Origin of the sequence: Rhizobium rhizoryzae (assembly GCF_011046895.1) — a bacterium.
Classification (GTDB): domain Bacteria; phylum Pseudomonadota; class Alphaproteobacteria; order Rhizobiales; family Rhizobiaceae; genus Neorhizobium; species Neorhizobium rhizoryzae.
This window is the reverse complement of the sequence record NZ_CP049250.1, coordinates 1,046,384-1,065,844: the sequence shown is the minus strand read 5'-3', so window position 1 is coordinate 1,065,844 and position 19,461 is coordinate 1,046,384. Positions and strand designations below refer to the sequence as shown.

Annotated in this window: 14 protein-coding genes; 9 read left to right on the top strand and 5 right to left on the bottom strand. The window is 57.7% G+C overall.

All coding sequences use genetic code 11. The features are described 5' to 3' along the window. The first annotated feature begins 128 nt into the window (after positions 1–128). Complete coding sequence (locus G6N80_RS11285) at positions 129–542, top strand: hypothetical protein (protein WP_162249609.1); 414 nt, start codon at positions 129–131, stop codon at positions 540–542. Between the two features lie 5 nt (positions 543–547). Here G6N80_RS11285 and G6N80_RS11280 read toward each other — a convergent pair whose 3' ends face one another. Then, positions 548–775 carry a DUF1674 domain-containing protein gene (locus tag G6N80_RS11280; protein ID WP_062557324.1) on the bottom strand — a complete coding sequence of 76 codons (228 nt, stop codon included), beginning with the start codon at positions 773–775 and terminating at the stop codon, positions 548–550. 129 nt (positions 776–904) lie between these two features. On the opposite strand from G6N80_RS11280, the gene htpX reads away from it, so the two are divergent. The 4 genes from htpX to purH all read left to right on the top strand — a co-directional run bounded on the left by htpX (position 905) and on the right by purH (position 6,872). Next, on the top strand, positions 905–1,867 hold the full coding sequence (gene htpX / locus G6N80_RS11275; protein ID WP_165133847.1) for a zinc metalloprotease HtpX: 963 nt from the start codon (positions 905–907) through the stop codon (positions 1,865–1,867). Continuing rightward, positions 1,864–3,264 (top strand): RsmB/NOP family class I SAM-dependent RNA methyltransferase, encoded by a 1,401-nt coding sequence (locus tag G6N80_RS11270; protein ID WP_165133844.1) that lies wholly within the window; start codon positions 1,864–1,866, stop codon positions 3,262–3,264. The genes htpX and G6N80_RS11270 overlap by 4 nt, the downstream gene beginning before the upstream one ends. A 213-nt stretch (positions 3,265–3,477) precedes the next feature. Next, the gene (locus tag G6N80_RS11265) at positions 3,478–5,160 is read left to right on the top strand and encodes a heparinase II/III family protein (protein ID WP_376781706.1); all 1,683 of its coding nucleotides are present in this window, start codon (positions 3,478–3,480) and stop codon (positions 5,158–5,160) included. 95 nt (positions 5,161–5,255) lie between these two features. Further along, complete coding sequence (purH, locus tag G6N80_RS11260) at positions 5,256–6,872, top strand: bifunctional phosphoribosylaminoimidazolecarboxamide formyltransferase/IMP cyclohydrolase (protein WP_165133841.1); 1,617 nt, start codon at positions 5,256–5,258, stop codon at positions 6,870–6,872. 55 nt (positions 6,873–6,927) lie between these two features. On the opposite strand, the gene G6N80_RS11255 is transcribed toward purH, so the two are convergent. After that, positions 6,928–8,292: an MFS transporter gene (locus G6N80_RS11255; protein ID WP_246251490.1), complete on the bottom strand. Its 1,365-nt coding sequence runs from the start codon at positions 8,290–8,292 to the stop codon at positions 6,928–6,930. 120 nt (positions 8,293–8,412) lie between these two features. Then, positions 8,413–13,167 carry an NAD-glutamate dehydrogenase gene (locus G6N80_RS11250; RefSeq protein ID WP_165133838.1) on the bottom strand — a complete coding sequence of 1,585 codons (4,755 nt, stop codon included), beginning with the start codon at positions 13,165–13,167 and terminating at the stop codon, positions 8,413–8,415. A 174-nt stretch (positions 13,168–13,341) separates the two neighbouring features. On the opposite strand from G6N80_RS11250, the gene pdxY reads away from it, so the two are divergent. Both pdxY and G6N80_RS11240 read left to right on the top strand, forming a co-directional pair. Then, complete coding sequence (gene pdxY, locus G6N80_RS11245; RefSeq protein ID WP_165133835.1) at positions 13,342–14,214, top strand: pyridoxal kinase PdxY; 873 nt, start codon at positions 13,342–13,344, stop codon at positions 14,212–14,214. 131 nt (positions 14,215–14,345) lie between these two features. After that, positions 14,346–14,987: a carbonic anhydrase gene (locus tag G6N80_RS11240; protein WP_062557225.1), complete on the top strand. Its 642-nt coding sequence runs from the start codon at positions 14,346–14,348 to the stop codon at positions 14,985–14,987. A gap of 63 nt (positions 14,988–15,050) precedes the next feature. Here the strand turns inward: G6N80_RS11240 and G6N80_RS11235 are convergent, their stop codons facing one another. Next, complete coding sequence (locus G6N80_RS11235) at positions 15,051–15,860, bottom strand: lytic murein transglycosylase (RefSeq protein WP_062557226.1); 810 nt, start codon at positions 15,858–15,860, stop codon at positions 15,051–15,053. Positions 15,861–16,047: 187 nt separating this feature from the next. Next, positions 16,048–17,082: an aspartate-semialdehyde dehydrogenase gene (locus G6N80_RS11230; RefSeq protein WP_062557227.1), complete on the bottom strand. Its 1,035-nt coding sequence runs from the start codon at positions 17,080–17,082 to the stop codon at positions 16,048–16,050. A 367-nt stretch (positions 17,083–17,449) separates the two neighbouring features. Here G6N80_RS11230 and G6N80_RS11225 point away from each other — a divergent pair, with 367 nt between their 5' ends. Together G6N80_RS11225 and G6N80_RS11220 are read left to right on the top strand one after the other, a co-directional pair. Beyond that, positions 17,450–18,523, top strand: coding sequence for an MraY family glycosyltransferase (locus G6N80_RS11225; protein WP_165133832.1), 1,074 nt, complete (start codon positions 17,450–17,452; stop codon positions 18,521–18,523). Continuing rightward, positions 18,520–19,452, top strand: a complete 933-nt coding sequence (locus tag G6N80_RS11220; RefSeq protein WP_165133829.1) for an NAD-dependent epimerase/dehydratase family protein — start codon at positions 18,520–18,522, stop codon at positions 19,450–19,452. Before G6N80_RS11225 ends, G6N80_RS11220 begins: the two co-directional genes overlap by 4 nt. Positions 19,453–19,461 lie beyond the last annotated feature (9 nt).

The following is a 19,461-nucleotide window of genomic DNA, read 5'->3' as shown; positions in this document are numbered from 1 at the left end:
GGACACATGGAACGGATCTCAGAATAAGCGTCTTGTTTTGAAGAGAAATTGAATGTTCTGGCGCGATTGGTCAGGACGTCCGTAAGACACGACAGTCTGCCAGAGACAGACTGCGGATGAACAATGTCATGAGTGGGACTATGACGCGTAAGGAAAAAGCCAATCGTCTGGACAAGCTGCGCAAACATTGGCATCGCGCCAGCAGGCAGGAGCGGCTTGAATTTCTCCGCGAATTGGGGACACTCTCCGATAGTCCAAACCTTAGTGCTGGCAACTTCATGCCGAGAGATAGGAAACAGGAGCCGATAGCGGATGGCCGCTACCTGCTTCCTTCTGCGGTCAGCCGTATCGAAGCCATCCTTCGAAATCGCAAGATCGGACCTTCCGAACTGGTCACAGAAATCGGTTTTCCCGAAGAGACCATGGCAATGACCAAAGCGCTTGTCCGCGGCAGAAGCCTTCGGCTAATGATGATTTCAGCGCTCGCAAACTGGCTGCACGATCAAGAGGCGACAGCGCATGCCAGGCAACCTGACGACTAGAGCACTCAGAAATCGATAGCGCGTCCGTTGATTTCCCAATCGCCGAACCGCGCCGGGTCCGCACCTCCGCGACCGCCATGCTCGACAGGCAGATCGAACTGCATCTCACTCTTTCGGCGCTCCTCCGCTTCGCGCAATGCACGTTGAGCTGCAGGCGACAGGGTCTTCGGGCGCTCCGAGACTGACGCGTCGGCTGAAGTTGAAATTTCATTGTCGTTGTCGGGTGCAGGCATGGCCATCACGTCCTTGTTTCAGATGGTCAAAGATCAAACCAGTTGAAATGAAGGTTCAGTTCACCACATCATTTATGCCTGTTCTGCCGCAGTTTAAAGGCCATTTTGGACGTCTGGAAGGTCACGACTATGAATACGATGCGCACAGCCATGCTATTGGCGTTCATGACAGCCCTGTTCATGGGGGTCGGCTTTCTGATTGGTGGCCGGGGCGGGATGATGATCGCCTTCCTCATCGCAGCCGGGATGAACCTGTTTTCCTATTGGAACTCGGACAGGATGGTTCTGTCCGCCTATCGGGCACAGCAGGTCGACGAAAGCAACGCGCCGGAATTCTTCCGCATGATCCGTGATCTCTCGGCCAATGCGGGCCTGCCCATGCCCAAGGTCTACATTTACGAAAGCCCCCAGCCGAATGCGTTTGCCACCGGACGCAATCCGCAGAATGCAGCGGTCGCCGCCTCGACAGGTCTTCTTCAGCAACTGACTCCGGAAGAAGTCGCCGGTGTGATGGCTCATGAACTGGCACACGTTCAGAACCGGGACACCTTGACCATGACGGTGACGGCCACACTGGCCGGCGCCATTTCCATGCTCGGGAATTTCGCCTTCTTTCTTGGCGGCAATCGCGAGAACAATAATCCACTCGGTTTCATCGGCGTTCTGGTCGCGATGATCGTCGCGCCCTTTGCGGCAATGCTTGTACAGATGGCAATCAGCCGCACGCGTGAATATTCTGCCGATCGCCGAGGCGCGGAAATCTGTGGTAACCCGCTATGGCTGGCATCCGCCCTTGCAAAGATTGCTGGCGCTGCGCAGGTCATTCACAACGCAGATGCCGAGCGAAACCCGGCAACGGCCCATATGTTCATCATCAACCCTCTCTCGGGCGAGCGCATGGACAACCTGTTTTCAACACATCCGAACACGGAAAATCGCATTGCCGCTCTGCAGTCCATGGCAGCCGAATTCCGCTCGTCTCCCTCGACGCAAACCTTCGCGGCTGCTAGACCGAGCCGGACAACCCGCTCGGTGCCCAACACTGGTTCCGCGCGGGGCAATGACGAACCGCGCAAAGGTCCTTGGTCTTGAACGAAAACACGCAGAACAAGAAAAACAAGCCTCAAGGCCGTTCGGCGGTTCGCCCATCAAGACCATCTCCCGCGACCCAGGACGCAAAGCCGGGTCTGGACGTTCGGGTCGCTGCCTCCAAGATTCTTGCTGCTGTCATCGACAAACGCACACCTCTGGACGGGATGCTGGACGCCGGTCATGGCAATCCCGTCTATCGGGCACTCAGTGACGCAGACCGCGCCCTTTGCCGGGCGATCCTGAACGCCACTCTGCGCCACCTGCCGCGAATTGAAGCCGCCTTGGCCGCAATGCTTGACAAGTCGCTGCCCGAGGGGGCCCGGGCGCTCCAGCATGTGCTGACGACCGCAGCGGCACAGATCCTGTATCTGGATGTTCCATCCCACGCAGCGGTGGATCTTGCCGTTGAGCAGGCCAATCGCGACCCTCGCAATCGTCGCTTCGCGAAGCTGGTCAACGCGCTTCTTCGGCGCATGGTGCGAGAGCGAGATGCGATCCTCGAAGACGGGCGCGACATCCCCCCGATGCCGGCATGGTTCCTGAAACGGCTTGCTGCAGCCTATGGGCCCGAAACCGCAAAAGAAATCGCCGAATCCCAACTCACGCCAGCACCTATCGATCTGACGGTGAAGAGCAATCCGGAAGATTGGGCAAAGCGGCTGAACGGTCGTCTTTTGCCGACCGGGACAGTTCGTCTTGCTGCATTCGACGGCGCCATTCCGTCACTGCCCGGCTTCGCAGATGGGGAGTGGTGGGTTCAAGACGCCGCGGCCAGCATACCCGCACAGCTGTTTGGCAATGTTCAGGGCAAGCGTATTGCCGATCTCTGCGCAGCTCCAGGCGGAAAGACGGCTCAGCTTGTCGTCCGCGGCGCAAAGGTGACCGCCGTCGAGCAATCGGCAAATCGCGCCAAGCGTTTGGCGGAAAACTTTGCAAGGCTCAAACTGGACGCCGAGGTCGTTCACACAGACCTGTTTGCATTCAAACCAGATGAATTGCTCGATGGCGTTCTGCTTGACGCACCCTGCTCCTCGACCGGGACCACCCGCCGACACCCTGACGTCCTCTGGACCAAGGGTGTTTCAGACATCGAGAAGCTTGCAGCCCTGCAGGCCAAGATGTTGCGGCACGCCATCACGCTGGTCAAACCCGGCGGCCTGATTGTCTTCTCCAACTGTTCTCTCGATCCCCTCGAAGGCGAGAACGTCGTTCGTGATCTCTTGGCCGAAACGGATACCATAGAGCGGGTGCCTGTTCCGAAGGCGGATTGGCCCGGCCTGGAAGATGCCATCAATAATTCTGGCGAGTTCCGCACCTCGCCCGCAATGCTTAAGGCAGAAAATGGCTATGCGGGCGGCATGGATGGCTTCTTTGCGTGCATCCTGCGGCGTCGGTAAGAGTTTCTTCACCATAACGCGCCAGACTCGGCTGCCAAGGTGTAGTCCGCCATACTCCTGCGAGAGCGATTGGCGCCGGGCGATCCCAGCTCAAACGGCAATCATCGCTTGGGTGTCTGGAAACACCTGAAACAATTTATTGGAGCGTTTCGGGCGATCCGTTCGTGTCGCTTGGCACGCCCTCTCTCACGCATGTCGGTATTCATGATGCAGTTGGCCGAGCGCCGTACACGATTATCTCTGGCACTGATGGAGGCCCGACGACGCCTTGGTCGTCGCATGGCGAGCCTTTGCATGTCTATCGGTCGAGCGTCGCAGGGAGTTCCAGAGCGTTTGATCGTTGCTCCAACTGATTTACGCGCCGTTGATCCCTTCATCGCGGAGGAGATCCTGGCTGGCCGGTTTCCGCTGGCTGGACGCTTGCTGGAAGTCGAAAACGACTCACCCTTTCTGCAACATCTGCCGTCCAAGGCCTTTGCAGAACGTCTGCACGCCTTTTCCTGGATGCGGCATATGCGGGCGCTCAAAACAGCCAAGGCGCGAAACCAGACACGGGCCATCATTTCGTCCTGGCTTGCAATCCATGGTCACCATACAAGCGGCATAGCTTGGGAGCCACATGTCACGACGGAGCGCGTCATCGCCTGGCTGTCACACTCGCCGGTGGTGTTGAATGGCGCGGAAGCAAGCTTCTATCGCCGCTTCATGAAGAGCCTGGCCTTCCATAGGCGATATCTGCGCAAGATTTCCACCTGCGTGGGCGAAGGCGAGGTGAAGCTGCGAATCCACATCGCGCTCGCGATGATGTCGCTTGCGATGCCATCTTCTGCCAAGCTGGTGCTCAAGGATGGTCAGAAGCTGGATCGCGAGCTGGAGAGACAGGTCTTGGCAGACGGCGGCCACATCTCCCGCAATCCCCGCACCGCGTTGGAAATCCTGCTTGATCTTTTGCCGCTGAGGCAAACCTATATCAATCTGGGGCAGGATGTTCCCACCAAACTGATCCCCACGATCGACCGCATTTATCCGGCGTTACGCTTTTTCCGCCATCAGGATGGAGATCTCGCGCTTTTCAATGGAGCGACAGCCACCCCGGCTGCCGAACTTCTCGCGGCTCTGCGTTACGATGAAACCGGTGGCAAGCCATTCAAGGCGCTTCCTCATAGCCATTTTCACAGGCTCGCCGCCGGTGAAACCACCATAATCGTCGATACGGGCAAGGCTCATCGGCTCGATGTCTCGCAGACTGCGCATGCGGGGTGTCTGTCGTTTGAAATGTCGGCTGGCAGAAGCCGGTTCATCGTCAATGCGGGTATGCCACGCTTCGCGAACCGCAGCTACCGGCTGATGGCGCGTTCGACCGCAGCGCATTCCACGATCACACTTGGCGAAACCTCCTCGTCGCGAATCCTGCAGTCGAACTTGCTGGGACCGCTCATTCTGGACGGAATCGAAGAGGTGACTGCCGAACGATGGGAGGACTCTTACGGCAACGATTGGCTGAAGGCGAGCCATGACGGCTATGTAAGACCCTTTGGCTGGGTGCACCGGCGCGAGATCGGGCTCGCGGCGAAGGGAAACAAGATCAAGGGACACGATCATTTCTTCCGTCCCGAAGATCAGATCGAACAGCGTCATGACGAGAGTCTTGCCGCAACCGCCCGCTTCCATATTCACCCGTCAATCCTCCTGACGCAATTGCATGAAGACACGGTCATGCTGGAGGGAGCGGATGGTGAAACCTGGCTTTTCTCGGCACCCGGACAGAGCGTCGATATCGAAGACGACATCTTTTTTGCCGACGTGACCGGCATCTGTCCCAGTCAGCAGCTGGTGATCGAATTTACCCTGCCTCAAACGACAGATCTTCGTTGGATGCTAAAGAAACAAGGGTAGAACTGATTCGCATTCCCTCGAAGGTCAAGCTGTGCTAGGCGGCGCGCATGAAAAAGGCGCCAGCTGACGGGCGTCCCACCTGAACGGAGTGACCGATGGCCGTTGTTTCCAAAATGATCCCTGCCCCTGACAAAGTGAAGATCCGCACAGCGCTCTTGTCCGTCTCGGACAAGACCGGCGTCGTGCAGCTCGCACAGGCCCTCAGCAGCCATGGAGTACGCCTTCTGTCAACCGGCGGCACCTTCAAGACGCTGGCCGCAGCCGGTCTCGACGTCACCGACGTGTCGGATGTCACCGGCTTTCCTGAAATCATGGATGGTCGCGTCAAGACCCTGCATCCCGGTGTCCATGGCGGCCTTCTCGCCATTCGCGACGATGCGGATCACGTCAAGGCTATGAATGACCACCAGATCGGCGCGATCGACATAGCAGTCATCAACCTCTACCCGTTCGAGGAAGTTCGCGCCGCAGGCGGCGACTATCCAACCACAGTCGAGAACATCGATATTGGCGGTCCGGCGATGATCCGTGCAGCGGCCAAGAACCACGCCTATGTAACGGTGGTGGTCGATCCGCAGGATTATCCGCAACTCATTCAGGCGCTTGCAACGGAAGAAGGCCAGACGGCCTATGCGTTCCGCCAGAAAATGGCGGCCAAGGCCTATGCCCGCACCGCCGCCTACGACACGATGATTTCCAACTGGTTTGCCGAGGCCCTCGACATCGAGATGCCGCGCTACCGCACACTCGGCGGGGTTCTCTCGCAGGAAATGCGCTACGGCGAAAATCCGCACCAGTCAGCTGGCTTCTACCTGACAGGCGACAAGCGTCCAGGTGTTGCGACCGCTTCGCTCATTCAGGGCAAGCAGCTTTCCTACAACAACATCAACGATACGGATGCAGCCTACGAACTTGTTGCCGAGTTCCCTTCTGAAAACGGTCCTGCCTGCGCAATCATCAAACACGCCAATCCCTGTGGTGTCGCGATCGGCAGCTCGCTAATGGAGGCTTATAAGCGGGCACTTGCCTGCGACAGCACCTCTGCTTTTGGCGGTATCATTGCCCTGAACCAGACACTCGATGCCGCGACGGCAGAAGAGATCGTCAAACTGTTCACCGAAGTCATCATCGCACCGGACGTAACGGATGAAGCCAAGGCCATCATCGCCCGCAAGCCCAATCTGCGCCTCCTGGCCGCGGGTGGTTTGCCGGATCCGCGCTCGCGCGGCCTGACCGCCAAGACTGTTTCGGGTGGTCTTCTGGTACAGACCCGTGACAACGGCATGGTGGAAGACCTCGATCTGCGCGTTGTGACCGAGCGTGCGCCAACGGAGCAGGAACTGATCGACATGAAGTTCGCCTTCAAGGTGGGCAAACATGTGAAGTCCAACGCCGTTGTCTATGCGAAGAACGGTCAGACGGCTGGCATCGGTGCCGGTCAGATGAGCCGTGTGGACTCTGCCCGAATTGCCGGTCTCAAGGCCGAAGAAGCCGCTAAGGCCATGGGCTGGGCTGAGCCTATGACGCGTGGTTCTGCTGTTGCGTCGGAAGCGTTCCTGCCCTTTGCCGATGGCCTTCTGTCCATGATTGCGGCAGGCGCAACCGCCGTCATCCAGCCGGGCGGCTCCATGCGGGATGAAGAAGTCATTGCCGCCGCAAATGAGCATGGTGTTGCCATGGTCTTTACCGGCATGCGTCACTTCCGCCATTGATATCGGTTAAAGATCCCGCGGCCGACAGATCAGCGGCGGGATCTTTTGACTGCTGTCAATCAGGCGATTTGGCGGGATAGCGTGTTGCAAGAAGCAGTAGAAATCCGGCTCCGAGAAAAACGATCAGCGTAGCCATGCCGAGGCGGGCAGACCCTGTTGCATAGGTGACGATGGAAAACGACAGCGTTGCCAGGAAGCTGGTGGCGCGACCGGAAAGCGCATAGATTCCGAAATAACGTCCCGCCTCGTCTACAGAAATGCTCCGGGCCAGATAAGAGCGTGAAGACGCTTGAACAGGTCCGAATGCGGCACCGATCAGTGCTCCGAAAATCAGATAGGCTTTTTCCGCCGAGGTGGCGAAGGGGCCTCCGCCATCAACCGCAGGCAGCGAGACAAGACCGAAGATCGTATAATTGACCCCGGTCGAGACAATGCCGGTCGTGGCAATGATCAGGAGGATGAGGCTCCCGATCACCACGCGCTTCGAACCCATGATGCGATCCAGGCGTCCGGCGATCAGACAACTGAAAATGGCCACAACATTGATCAGTATCCCGAAGAGCCCGATTTCCAGCGTTGCCCAGCCAAACATGCCAGCCGCAAAGGCACCGCCCAGGATCAGCACACCGTTCACCCCATCCTGATAGAGCATGCGGGCAATGAGGAAGCGTAGGGTCATCCGACGGTGGGTGACCAGTTCAGCCACGGTGCTTTTCAGTTGCGCGACACCCGCCCGCACGGCCTGGCGCATGGGAAGGCCGCGTGCGGCATCCGGCGTGAAAAGGAACATCGGCAGGACGAAAATCAGATACCAGAGTGCTGCAAGTGGCCCTGTTACGCGCGCATCTTCACCCTGAACCGGGTCGAGACCAAAGAGAGGCGAGAGACCGAGGAGTGTCTTGCCTGTCTTTGGGTCGCCCGCAAGGAAACCCACAACAAGGATCAGGACGATCATGCCGCCGAGATAGCCGAGCCCCCATGCCGTATTGGAGATGCGGCCAACCTCCCGCTCCGGTACCAGCCGCGGCATCATGGAATCATTAAAGACGATGGAAAATTCCGCTGCGATCGACGCCAGGATCATGAAGGTGACAGGCCATAGAAGCGACGACCCCGGTGCCGCAAACCAGAGCATCGAAAGCGATGCAATCTTGATCAAGGCAAAAAACAGGATCCACGGCTTGCGTGCACCCGATTGATCCGCGATCGAACCCAGAACCGGCGACAGAACAGCGATGATGATCGAGGACACCGTTGCCATGTTGCTCCACATGGCCTGTGCCGAGACCGGATCTTCAGTCAGTCGGGCAACGAAATAGGGGCCGAAGACAAAGGTCGTGACAACAGTAAAGAATGGCTGGGCTGCCCAGTCGAACAGCATCCAGCCCCAGATTCCGCGGGAAGAGGCACGCGTCTCCATCCCGGTTTGCAAAGTGCTCACGCGTCTATCTCCAAGCAGTCATTGTCAGCGACGCAGGAGAGCCGCCCTTTGGTCCGGCCACGGCGATAAACCGAAGCCGGACCTGAAGATCCTATAGGATCACCGAACCTGCGATTGGGCAAGATCGGTAAACAGGCTCGCTGCGACCATCATCTTCGCCAGCGACGTCTCACCCCCTTCGCTCAGCGCCAGCAACTCGCTGCTGATGCGGTTCAAGCGAATGCGGTCACTCGCCAGCCAAGCCTCCAAAGGACGCTTCTCGCTTCCATAGCCAGCGAGAGCAGCGGATACGATATCGCGTCGCGCTGTTGCGATCTGTTGAAGGCTGCGCACCAAAGCAAGGTTCTCGTAGTGATCCGCCGGGCTGAAACGCTCGCCCGCATCGAGGAATCGGTTGACGCGGAACGTGTCGGTGACACTGAAGTACACTTCGGTCGCCCGAGCGAGTGGCGCGCCACTGCGATCGGAGATCAGCATGATTTCCGGCACAAGAACGAGATTGGGAAGAAGATCCAGCTCGGTCGCCAAGTCTGCGGGTACACCCTCGGGCCAATCTGTGGCCTCGATTGCCGTCTTGGCAATCGCGGAGCGCAGGCTCTTCAAGCCACCGCGAATATTCTGGACGGCCTCCGCCACAGGCAAGGTGGTCATGCCCGTCTGCAGGATGAAGATGGTTGCGCCCATGAAGATCTCGCCGATACGCTCATAGAGATCGTTCTGAACTTCGCCATCCAGCTTGGTATCCAGAGCATCAACCGCCGCCCAAAGCTTGGGCAGGTCGAATGCATCGCGGGCGATGAATGACGCCTTCACGGCATCCACCAGACCACGGCCGCTGATATCGCTCATCATCTGCGCGAAGCCGGGACCGCCGCGGTTGATGACCTCGTTGGCAAGAATGGTCGCGATGATCTCGCGGCTCAGCCTGTGATTGGAAATATCCTCGGCAAATGTCTTCTGCATCTGCTTGGGGAAATAACCGGTGAGCACCGAACCGAAGTAAGGATCATCCGGCAGCTGGCTCGCCACGATCGCATCAAACAACACGATCTTGGAGTAAGACAACAGAACGCCGACTTCCGGCCGCGTCAGCGGCTTGCCGCTCGCATAGCGATCGGCAAGTTCGGCATCATCCGGCAGCATTTCCACCTTGCGGTTCAACTCGCCACGGCTTTCGAGCGCAGACATCAATCGTGCAAGTTCCTCACGGTTTCGCACACCACGGCGTGCCGTCAGCGAAATCGCCAGAGACTGCAGATAGTTATTGCGCAGAACCAGATGACCCACATCCTCCGTCATGGAAGCCAGCAGCTTGTCGCGCTTGTCACGCGGCAGGCGACCGTCCTGCATGGCAGGGCTGAGAGCAATCTTGATATTCACCTCAACGTCAGAGGAATTTACACCAGCAGAGTTGTCGATGGCATCCGAGTTGCAACGTCCACCGTTCAGCGAATAGGCAATGCGGCCCTTCTGGGTCACGCCGAGGTTTGCCCCCTCGCCGATCACCTTGGCGCGAACTTCTCCCGCCGTGACGCGGATCGGATCGTTGGCGCGATCACCCACTTCCGCATCGGTTTCAGAGGGGGCCTTGATGTAGGTGCCGATACCGCCGAACCACAGAAGATCGACAGGGCTCTTCAGGATCGCCGTCATGATCTCGAAGGGTGTGGCCACGTCCTTGTCGATATGGATGGCAGCCTTGGCCTGTGGCGTCAGCTTCACCGATTTCTCGGAGCGCGAGATGATCATCGCGCCCTCAGACAGCACGGACTGATCGAAATCCTGCCAGCTCGACCGTGGCAGGGCGAACATGCGCTCGCGCTCCTTGAAGGTCTTTTCAATATCCGGGTTCGGATCAATCACGATGTCGCGGTGGTCGAAAGCGGCTATCAACCTGATCTGCCGCGACAGCAGCATGCCGTTGCCGAACACGTCGCCCGACATATCTCCTACACCCGCCACGGTGAACGGCGTCGACTGAATATCGATATTCATTTCGCGGAAGTGGCGCTTGACGGCTTCCCAGGCCCCACGCGCGGTAATACCCATCTTCTTGTGGTCGTAACCGGCAGAACCACCGGAGGCGAACGCATCATCCAGCCAAAAGCCTGCTTCCTGCGCCAAGCCATTTGCGGTGTCGGAGAAGGTTGCAGTTCCCTTGTCGGCGGCCACTACGAAGTATGGGTCGTCACCATCCAGTCGCAGCGTATCGGCAGGGCCAATAATGTCACCGCCGACGATATTATCGGTGATGGACAGCATCGTACGGATAAAGGTCTTGTAGGCATCGCGGCCCGCATTGAAGAACAGATCGCGCTGTGCTGGCGAAGGCAGCTTTTTCGGGAAGAATCCGCCCTTCGCACCAACCGGTACGATAACTGCGTTCTTGACCTGTTGCGCCTTCACGAGGCCCAGCACTTCCGTGCGATAGTCTTCACCGCGGTCGGACCAGCGAAGACCACCACGGGCTACCTTGCCGAAGCGAAGGTGAACGCCCTCCACTTCAGTGCCGTATACGAAGATTTCGCGGAAAGGCAGAGGCTGCGGCAACCCTTCTAGGCGGCTGGGGTCCAGTTTGAAGGCTAGGATAGCCTTAGACTTTCCATCGGCATCCTTCTGGAAATAGTTGGTGCGCAACGTGCTGTCGATGAGGTTCACGTAGCGACGCAGCGTCCGGTCGTCGTCCAGGTTGGGAACGGCAGTGAGTGCGCCTTCGAGTGCTGCGTGATGATCCGCCAGTTTGCGCTCGCGCTGCTTGTCGCCAATGCTTGGATCGAAGCCGTCCCGGAACAGTTCGAAAAGGCGGCGGCTGATCTGCGGATAGCGCGCGAGGGTATCCGCGATATGGGCCTGCGAGTAGACGATGCCTGTCTGGCGCAGATAGCGGGCGAAAGCACGCAAGACATTTGTCTCGCGGACGGACAGCCCGGTGAGCAGCACCAGTCTGTTGAAGCTGTCATTGTCGACGGCACCGGAGAAGGCGGCGAGAAACGCCTCCTCAACCAATGGCGCTTCTTTGACCATATCGATGGAGCGCTGTTCCGTGAGTTCCAGCTCCATGTCGTGCACGACGATGCGCTTGCCATCCGCCTTCAGGAACAGATCGAACGTCCGTTCGCTGACGACCTGGAAGCCGAGATTTTCGAGAAGCGGAACACGGCGCGATAGAGCCAGATGTCCTTCCGCATGGAAAATCTTGAGGGATAGGACCTTGCGTCCTTCCTCCACAAGCTTGCGCTCATAGAGAGCGATACGGATGGTTTCGCCCTGCCCGCAGGCAAGGATATCGTCCAGATCTTCTACCGTTTCTGCTGGCGTGAAAGCTTCCTGGAAGGCGTAAGTCGTTTCCAACTGCGGCACTTTGGAGCCAGCAAGAGCGACAAACTGCTCTTCCCAAGGCGTCGAGATATCGCGAATCGCATCTTCGAGCTTGCTCTGGGCGACGCGCGGCGTCTTCCCGTCGCGGCGTCCGATGATGAAGTGCACGCGCGCCGTGCCGCCTTCCGGGAATGCCGGATAATAGGCTGAAACATGCCCCTGGAACACCTCGGCGAGGTAGTGGCCGATCTTTTCGCGAACGACCGAGTCATAGTTTTCACGTGGAACATAGACAAGGATGGATACGAATCGATCGAAGTGGTCGATACGCGCCAGAGCACGCACGCGCGGACGCTCCGCCAGTTCCATGATCTGCTCGCAGTAGCGCGCCAGAAGATCCGGATCGATCTGGAACAGGTCGTCGCGCGGATAGGATTCCAGCGTGTTCTTGAGCATGCGTCCGGAATGGCTCAAGGGGTCGAAGCCGAAATGATCCTCGACCTTGGCGACCTTCTCGCGCAACAGCGGAATGTCGATGACAGAATGCGTATAGGCGGTTGCGGTGAACAGACCGACGATCCGCAGTTCGCCGGTCACCTTGCCCTCAGCGTCAAAGCGCTTCACGCCGACGTAATCCATGTAGGCGCGCCTGTGAACGACAGACTTCACATTGGCCTTGGTAACGATGAGGTAATCCGGCCCCTGCAGAAACTGCAGGATTTCCGGCGTCGTGGTCACCTTGTCCTTGCCCTGGCGCAGAACCAGAACATCCGGATCGGAGAGAATCCCAAGACCGCGACCCTTTCCGCGCTCGACGGTCGCGCTTTCGCCATCGCCGGAATAGATATACTCCCGCATACCGAGGAAGATGAAATTTCCGTCCCGCAGCCAGCTCAGGAAATCCAGAACCTCCCCGCGCTGCATCTTGCGGCCGCGCGCCACATTGTCCGGAAGTTCGCTCATGGCGGCGTCGAGAAGATCCAGCATCGGCTTCCAGTCGCTGATGGCGGAATGGACACGATCCAACACCTGGCGCAGGCGTTCGATCAGGGAGTGAGCCTGCTCATCGCTCAAAAGCGCCAGATGGATCTGAATGAAGCTAACATGCCGTGCATTTGCCTGACTGCGCTCATGCGAATAAAGCTTAGGAGACGAGCCTGGCTCAAAATCCAGAATAGGATGAACCGCGAGCGTGATATCGCGATGGGTGCTGGTCACCTCTCCCATGACGGAATCGAAGAGGAAAGGCATATCCCGGTCGATAATGGTGAGGATGGATATGCGCTGGCCATTGGGCTGAACGTCGTCTGAGGACGAAACAGTGATCCTGGCCGCATCGCCCTTCCAGGCCTTCAGCTCTTCGCTTGCGTGAAGCGCGGCGGCAGCCAGCATCTCCGGCGTATAGGCGGCGATATCATCGTTACTCGCCCGCCCGAACAGGATTGCCGGATCGAGAAGGACCCCGCTATGGTCCGTCAGCACAGTTTGCGCCAACTCGATCTGCTTTTCCCGTTTCGGATTTTGCCTTACGGCCATGATTTCCTCCCATAGAGTTGTTTTTTGTATGAGATATTGAGGAATTTCTTGAATATTGCAGCCATATCAGAGCCGCATGGCAGCCTTTGGACAAGTTTTGGCAGAATTCAATACGTTTTCTTGGCGCGATCGTCGTAAAATCGATTCAACAGGTTCGAAAGGGTGTCGTATTCGATGAAAAACGATCAAAGCGCGGTCATTGTGATCTCAAGTCACGTGATTCGGGGTTCCGTCGGCAATCGTGCGGCCGTGTTCGCATTAGAGACCATGGGAGTTCCCGTATGGGCCATGCCGACAGTCCTGTTACCCTGGCACCCGGGCCACGGACCATCGACCCGCATGGTGACACCGCCTGACATCTTCGAACAGATGATTGATGACCTTATTCGCAGCCCATGGACGGGAGAGGTCAAAGCCGTGCTGACCGGCTACTTTGGTCATCCGGATCAGCCGGCCGCTGCCGCGCGACTGGTCAACAGTCTGCGTCAGAAAAATCCTGATCTGTTCTACGCCTGTGATCCCGTCATTGGCGACAGAGGCGGCCTCTATGTACCTCAGGCGACAGCAGAAGCGGTTCGTGATCATCTGTTGCCGTTGGCTTCCCTGGCAACGCCCAATCGATATGAACTTGCCTGGTTCGCCGAAGCCGACCTTGACACCAACAGCGCCATCATGGACGCGGCAATCGCGCTCGGTCCTTCGCGAATGCTGGTTACGTCAGCGGTCCCGATGATGGCTGGCGGCACCGGTAATCTTTACATCAGCGGTAACACCGCTCTTCTGGCGGAACATCGGCTGATTGATAACGCACCGAACGGGCTTGGCGATCTGCTCTCCGCCATCTTCCTTGCCCGATTGCTTTCCGGCATGTCCGAAGAGAAGGCCTTGCAACTCGCAACTGCCAGCGTCTTCGAGATCCTGGCACGAACAGCCAAACGCGGCAGCGACGAGCTTGGACTGGAAACGGACTCTGCAAGCCTGTCAGCGCCGATGGCCATGGTGCAGATGCGACATCTTATGCATCCATCACGGGCAAAACGGCGGTGAATGTCGGCAAGGTAGATCTCCAGACCTCAATCAGACCAGCGCATTTGTGATTAAAAGACAAAATTGTTGAGCAAGCCCCGTTACGGGTTTAAGCGGGAGGCATTGAATTCATCTGAAGGATAAGCCTGACCATGAGCGATTTTCCCGTCTCCCTGCTGAAAGGCTACGAAGACTTCATGAGCGGGCGATATGTGGAGGAGAGCGGGCGGTACCGCTCACTCGCCGAAAAGGGTCAGAAGCCGCACACCTTGATGATTGCGTGCTGCGATTCGCGGGCAGCACCGGAAACCATTTTCAATTGCGGGCCGGGTGAACTTTTCGTCGTGCGAAACGTCGCCAATCTGGTTCCGCCTTACGAACCGGACGGACAGTTCCACGCAACATCGGCTGCCCTGGAATATGCCGTACAAGCTCTGAAGATTCGCGATATCGTCGTGATGGGTCACGGTCGCTGCGGCGGCATTCAGGCCGCACTGGACCCAATGGACGAGCCCCTCTCACCGGGCGATTTCATCGGCAAATGGATGGGCATGCTTCGCTCGACTGCCGACCAGATCCCAAGCACGGAGATCATGACGCAGTCAGAGCGGCAGACGGCGCTCGAGCGCGTTTCAATCCGCAATTCGATTGCGAATCTGAAGACCTTCCCCTGCATCCGCATCCTGGAAGAAAAGGGCAGCATGCGTATTCACGGGGCCTGGTTCGATATCTCGACCGGCGAGCTTTGGGTCATGGATGGAAAGACAGGCGATTTCATCCGGCCTCAGGCATAACGACCTCCAAAGAAAAAAGCGCCCCTTTGGAAGGGACGCTCTCCAATCAGGATCAAGGGCGTATCAGCCGTCGATCTGAGCGCCGATATAGGCGATAGCCTGCTGATACACTGTCGCTGCATTCCAGCCTTGGATAGCCTTGAAGTTCGGCTGTCCCTGCTGATAACCAGCACCACGCTGCCATCCGTGACCGACAAGGAAATTCGCTGTCGATGCCAAGGCGTCTGCGCGCGAACGAACCATGTCGACATGGCCGTCACCGTCGCCATCCGCACCATAGCGAATGACGTTCAGCGGCAGGAACTGCGTCTGCCCGATCTCGCCATGGGCAGCACCCTTCGCCGTGGTGGAAAGATCACCGCGGGCAACAAGCTGGAGAGCTGCATAAAGCTGTTCCGTGAAGTAGTCCGAGCGACGGCAATCATAAGCCAGCGTGGCTACGGCAGAAAGCGTATGCTGATCGCCCAGGAAGGAACCAAAGCCGGTTTCCATGCCCCAAATTGCAAGCAAGGGACCAGCCGGAACGCCGTAGCGGCGTTCAATATTGGCAAACAGCGCCGCATTTGCAGACTTCATGCTTTTGCCGCGTGAGATGATCGCCTGTCCGCCGCGCTTCTTCATGAACTCGTCGAACGAAAGCTTGAAGCTTTTCTGACCACGGTCAGCCCGAATGGTCGGCCGGTTATATTGCACATTCGCAAAAGCCGTCTCGAGCACGGAGGGGGAAATACCCTTGGATGGCGCAACCCGCTTGAAATTATCCACCCAGGCATTGAAACCCGAGGCATCGTTTCCGCAGGATGCAGCCTGGGCTGCACTGACGCTGAGGAGCATTGCGAGGGCGGCAACACCGCCAGCGATCGATTTCAACATTCGTTGATCCCATCCGTTGCAGAACCGCGGCTCTTCGCACCACCAGGGTTCCTGTTTCTGTCGAGGTTATGGCGAGAGGCTTCGTCGCGCACAACTCAACCACTTATGAAATGATCGTGAACTGTCCAGAGAAAAGCCCCGCTCGTGAGAGCGAGGCTTACCGAAACATGGTTACGAAACCGTAAGTTTATGCCGCCTTGCTGCGCGGCTTGATAAGACCGCGGTTGACGAGAAGCTCTGCGATCTGAACGGCATTCAGTGCAGCACCCTTGCGCAGGTTGTCGGAAACGACCCACATGTTGAGACCGTTTTCGACCGTTGCATCTTCGCGGATGCGAGAGATGTAGGTGGCATCTTCACCAGCGCATTCGACAGGCGTGACGTAACCGCCGTTCTCGTGCTTGTCGATGACAAGGCAACCGGGAGCTTCGCGCAGAATATCACGTGCCTGATCGGCAGTGATTTCGTTTTCGAATTCGATATTGACGGACTCCGAGTGACCAATGAAGACCGGCACGCGCACAGCGGTGCAGGTAACCTTGATCTTCGGATCCAGCATCTTCTTGGTTTCGGCCAGAACCTTCCACTCTTCCTTCGTGTAGCCGTCTTCCATGAACACGTCGATATGCGGAATTACGTTAAACGCGATGCGCTTGGTGAACTTCTTGGACTCAACCGGGTCTGCGACGAAGACAGCACGCGTCTGTGTAAAGAGTTCGTCCATGCCTTCCTTGCCCGCGCCGGAGACGGACTGATAGGTCGAAACGACGACACGCTTGATCTTCGCGACATCATGCAAGGGCTTCAGGGCGACGACAAGCTGCGCCGTCGAGCAGTTGGGATTTGCAATGATGTTCTTCTTGGTGAAGCCGGCAATCGCATCCGGGTTAACTTCCGGCACGATCAGCGGAACTTCCGAATCATAACGCCAGGCTGATGAGTTATCGATGACGACGCAGCCCTGCGCGCCGATCTTCGGCGACCACTTCTGCGAGATCGTGCCGCCGGCAGACATCAGGCAGATGTCCGTATCGGAAAAATCGTAATTGTCGAGATTGGAAACCTTCAGCGTCTTGTCGCCGAAGGAAACTTCCGTGCCCTGACTGCGAGCGGAAGCCAGCGCGACAACTTCTGATGCTGGAAAACCGCGTTCGGAGAGGATGTTCAACATCTCCCGTCCGACATTGCCGGTCGCGCCGACGATTGCAATCTTGAAACCCATGTTACTGCTCTCTTTCTCTTCTCTCCTCGGATGTGGGAGGGGGGAACCACGGAAACGCGCCGTGTATCCCTTATCCCCGGCCAGACCGGGGAGAGAGCGGTGGGCCAGAGACGTCAGACGGTTTTCGTCGTCGTTTTGGCCGTGGTTTTTTCGGATGCGGATGCAACGGGAAGCGATCCGGCTGGTCGAGCCGGTTGGCAGAAGGCAGCGATGTGATTGTCGCAGCGATACATTCTTGCTTCCTTTCGGCTGAACTCATTAGAAGATTTCGTGATGAAGTCAAGACCTCGCTGGGCCGTTGCCGATCTTCGACTGGACAAGACAGGGCACGCCTTCTAGAGCAGGCGGCATCAGGAGAGAACACTGCATGCTGGCCAACATTGCCATTCTCATCGGCTGCTTCGCCGTCAGCGTATTTTGCGTCTATGTGATGATCCGCAACGCAGCGGCGCTGGGCCTCATCCAGATCCCTCTTGGAAGATCGTCTCACGTGAAACCAACCCCGGCAGGCGGCGGCGTTGGCATCGTTATCGCTGCCTGCATGGCCGGTTTTCTTCTTCCCGGAACGACACTCAGCGATCTAGCCCTGCTTTTTCTTTCGCTCATCATCGCTGTCGTTGGTTTCATCGATGACCGCAATCCGCTTCCGGCGCGATTGAGAATGGCTGTCCAGACAGTATGCGTCATGGGTGCATTGCTCATCACTCAACCGGTCGCAGTGCTCAGCGGCGGGACCAACCTCATCCTGATGCCTTTGCTTACTCTCCTTCTCCTCATCAGCGGAGTCTGGTGGATCAATCTTTTCAATTTCATGGACGGGATCGATGGAATTGCAGGGCAGCAAGCCGTGACGATGATGGTATCTGCGATGACACTTTCCTTCCTTCAGGTTCCTGCGGCCCTCGATCAATGGCCTTGGTGGATGATGGCAATCGTCGCGGTTGCTACCCTTGGCTTTCTTGTATTCAACTGGCCTCCTGCAAAGATCTTCATGGGTGATGCAGGCAGTACTTTTCTGGGCTTCATCATCGTGGCACTGGCGTTCCAGACCTTGGTCCAGGGCTGGATGACGCTGCCACAATGGCTGTTGCTCTCCCTTCTGTTTGCGACCGACGCCACAACGACACTGATTGTCCGCTTTCTGGGCGCCGACAGGCTGTCACAGGCTCATCGTGCACATGCCTATCAGCGCCTGTCTCGCCGCTTCGGAGGCGCGCGGCCCGTCTCCACAGCAGCGTTTTTCATCAATCTTCTGATCCTTCTACCGCTCGCGATGATCGTGCCGCAGGGGTTCGCCGGATGGTGCATCGTCCTCATCGCCTACGGCCTCGTGATTTTGGCTGTGCTGGCGGCGGGCGCCGGACTACCTGACGACGTTTCAGCCTCTCCACAGGCCTACCGCGCTCGATGTGTTCGGCTGAACGGCAGGAAGCCGACATGATCCTTGTTACCGGAGCCAATGGATTCGTGGGTCGCCATCTGTGCGATGAACTGCAATATCGGAATATTCCGCTCCGGCCAGTCACGCGCAATGGCGCAAACGCGACGACTGCGATTGGCGATATCAGCCGGACCACGGACTGGTCGGCGGCTTTGCAAGGAATCGAGACGGTCGTCCATCTTGCAGCCCGGGTGCATGTCATGTTCGAAACGGAAGCGGACCCACTGGCTGCCTTCCGCGCGTTGAACGTGGAAGCCACGGTCAATCTGGCACGGCAGGCACAGGCTGCAGGGGTCCGTCGCTTCGTTTTTGTAAGCTCCGTCAAAGTAAATGGCGAAAGAACAGGCCTCGGAATAGCCTTCAAGGCAAGTGACCCTCCGGCACCCGAGGACGCCTATGGTCAATCGAAGGCCGAAGCAGAAGTACAATTGCTGAAACTTGCCGACGAAACAGGGCTTGAGGTCATCATTGTAAGACCGCCACTGGTCTACGGGCCGGGCGTGGGCGCCAATTTCAGTCTGTTGATGCGATGGGCAGCAAGCGGCCTCCCCTCCCCCTTCGGTCTCTGCCAGAACAAGCGCTCGCTGATCTATGTCGGAAATCTGGTTGATCTCCTCATCAAGGCGGCAAAAGCAGAGATGCCGAACGAGAGAGTGTTCATGGCAAGTGACAAAAAGGATTTGTCGACAGCCGACCTCTTCTCCAGGCTGGCACGCCTACAAGGTCGAAACGGGTTCAATCTTCCGGTACCCCCAGCCCTTTTGCACGCAATGGCTGTCGCGCTGGGGAAACGTTCCTATAGCGACCGCTTGCTTAGCAATCTCCAGGTCGATATAGGCAAGACGGTCGAAAGCCTTCGATGGTCACCACCATTCGAGGTCGATGACGCCTTGAAGAAGACCGTTCTGGGATTACCCTCGCGAGAATGACATTTCGTT

Excerpts from the sequence above, each read along its gene's own strand:
- G6N80_RS11285 (WP_162249609.1), top strand. The coding sequence starts at position 129 with ATGAGTGGGACTATGACGCGTAAGGAAAAAGCCAATCGTCTGGACAAG.
- G6N80_RS11280 (WP_062557324.1), bottom strand. The coding sequence starts at position 775 with ATGCCTGCACCCGACAACGACAATGAAATTTCAACTTCAGCCGACGCG.
- htpX (WP_165133847.1), top strand. The coding sequence starts at position 905 with ATGAATACGATGCGCACAGCCATGCTATTGGCGTTCATGACAGCCCTG.
- purH (WP_165133841.1), top strand. The coding sequence starts at position 5,256 with ATGGCCGTTGTTTCCAAAATGATCCCTGCCCCTGACAAAGTGAAGATC.
- G6N80_RS11255 (WP_246251490.1), bottom strand. The coding sequence starts at position 8,292 with ATGGAGACGCGTGCCTCTTCCCGCGGAATCTGGGGCTGGATGCTGTTC.
- G6N80_RS11250 (WP_165133838.1), bottom strand. The coding sequence starts at position 13,167 with ATGGCCGTAAGGCAAAATCCGAAACGGGAAAAGCAGATCGAGTTGGCG.
- pdxY (WP_165133835.1), top strand. The coding sequence starts at position 13,342 with ATGAAAAACGATCAAAGCGCGGTCATTGTGATCTCAAGTCACGTGATT.
- G6N80_RS11240 (WP_062557225.1), top strand. The coding sequence starts at position 14,346 with ATGAGCGATTTTCCCGTCTCCCTGCTGAAAGGCTACGAAGACTTCATG.
- G6N80_RS11235 (WP_062557226.1), bottom strand. The coding sequence starts at position 15,860 with ATGTTGAAATCGATCGCTGGCGGTGTTGCCGCCCTCGCAATGCTCCTC.
- G6N80_RS11230 (WP_062557227.1), bottom strand. The coding sequence starts at position 17,082 with ATGGGTTTCAAGATTGCAATCGTCGGCGCGACCGGCAATGTCGGACGG.
- G6N80_RS11225 (WP_165133832.1), top strand. The coding sequence starts at position 17,450 with ATGCTGGCCAACATTGCCATTCTCATCGGCTGCTTCGCCGTCAGCGTA.
- G6N80_RS11220 (WP_165133829.1), top strand. The coding sequence starts at position 18,520 with ATGATCCTTGTTACCGGAGCCAATGGATTCGTGGGTCGCCATCTGTGC.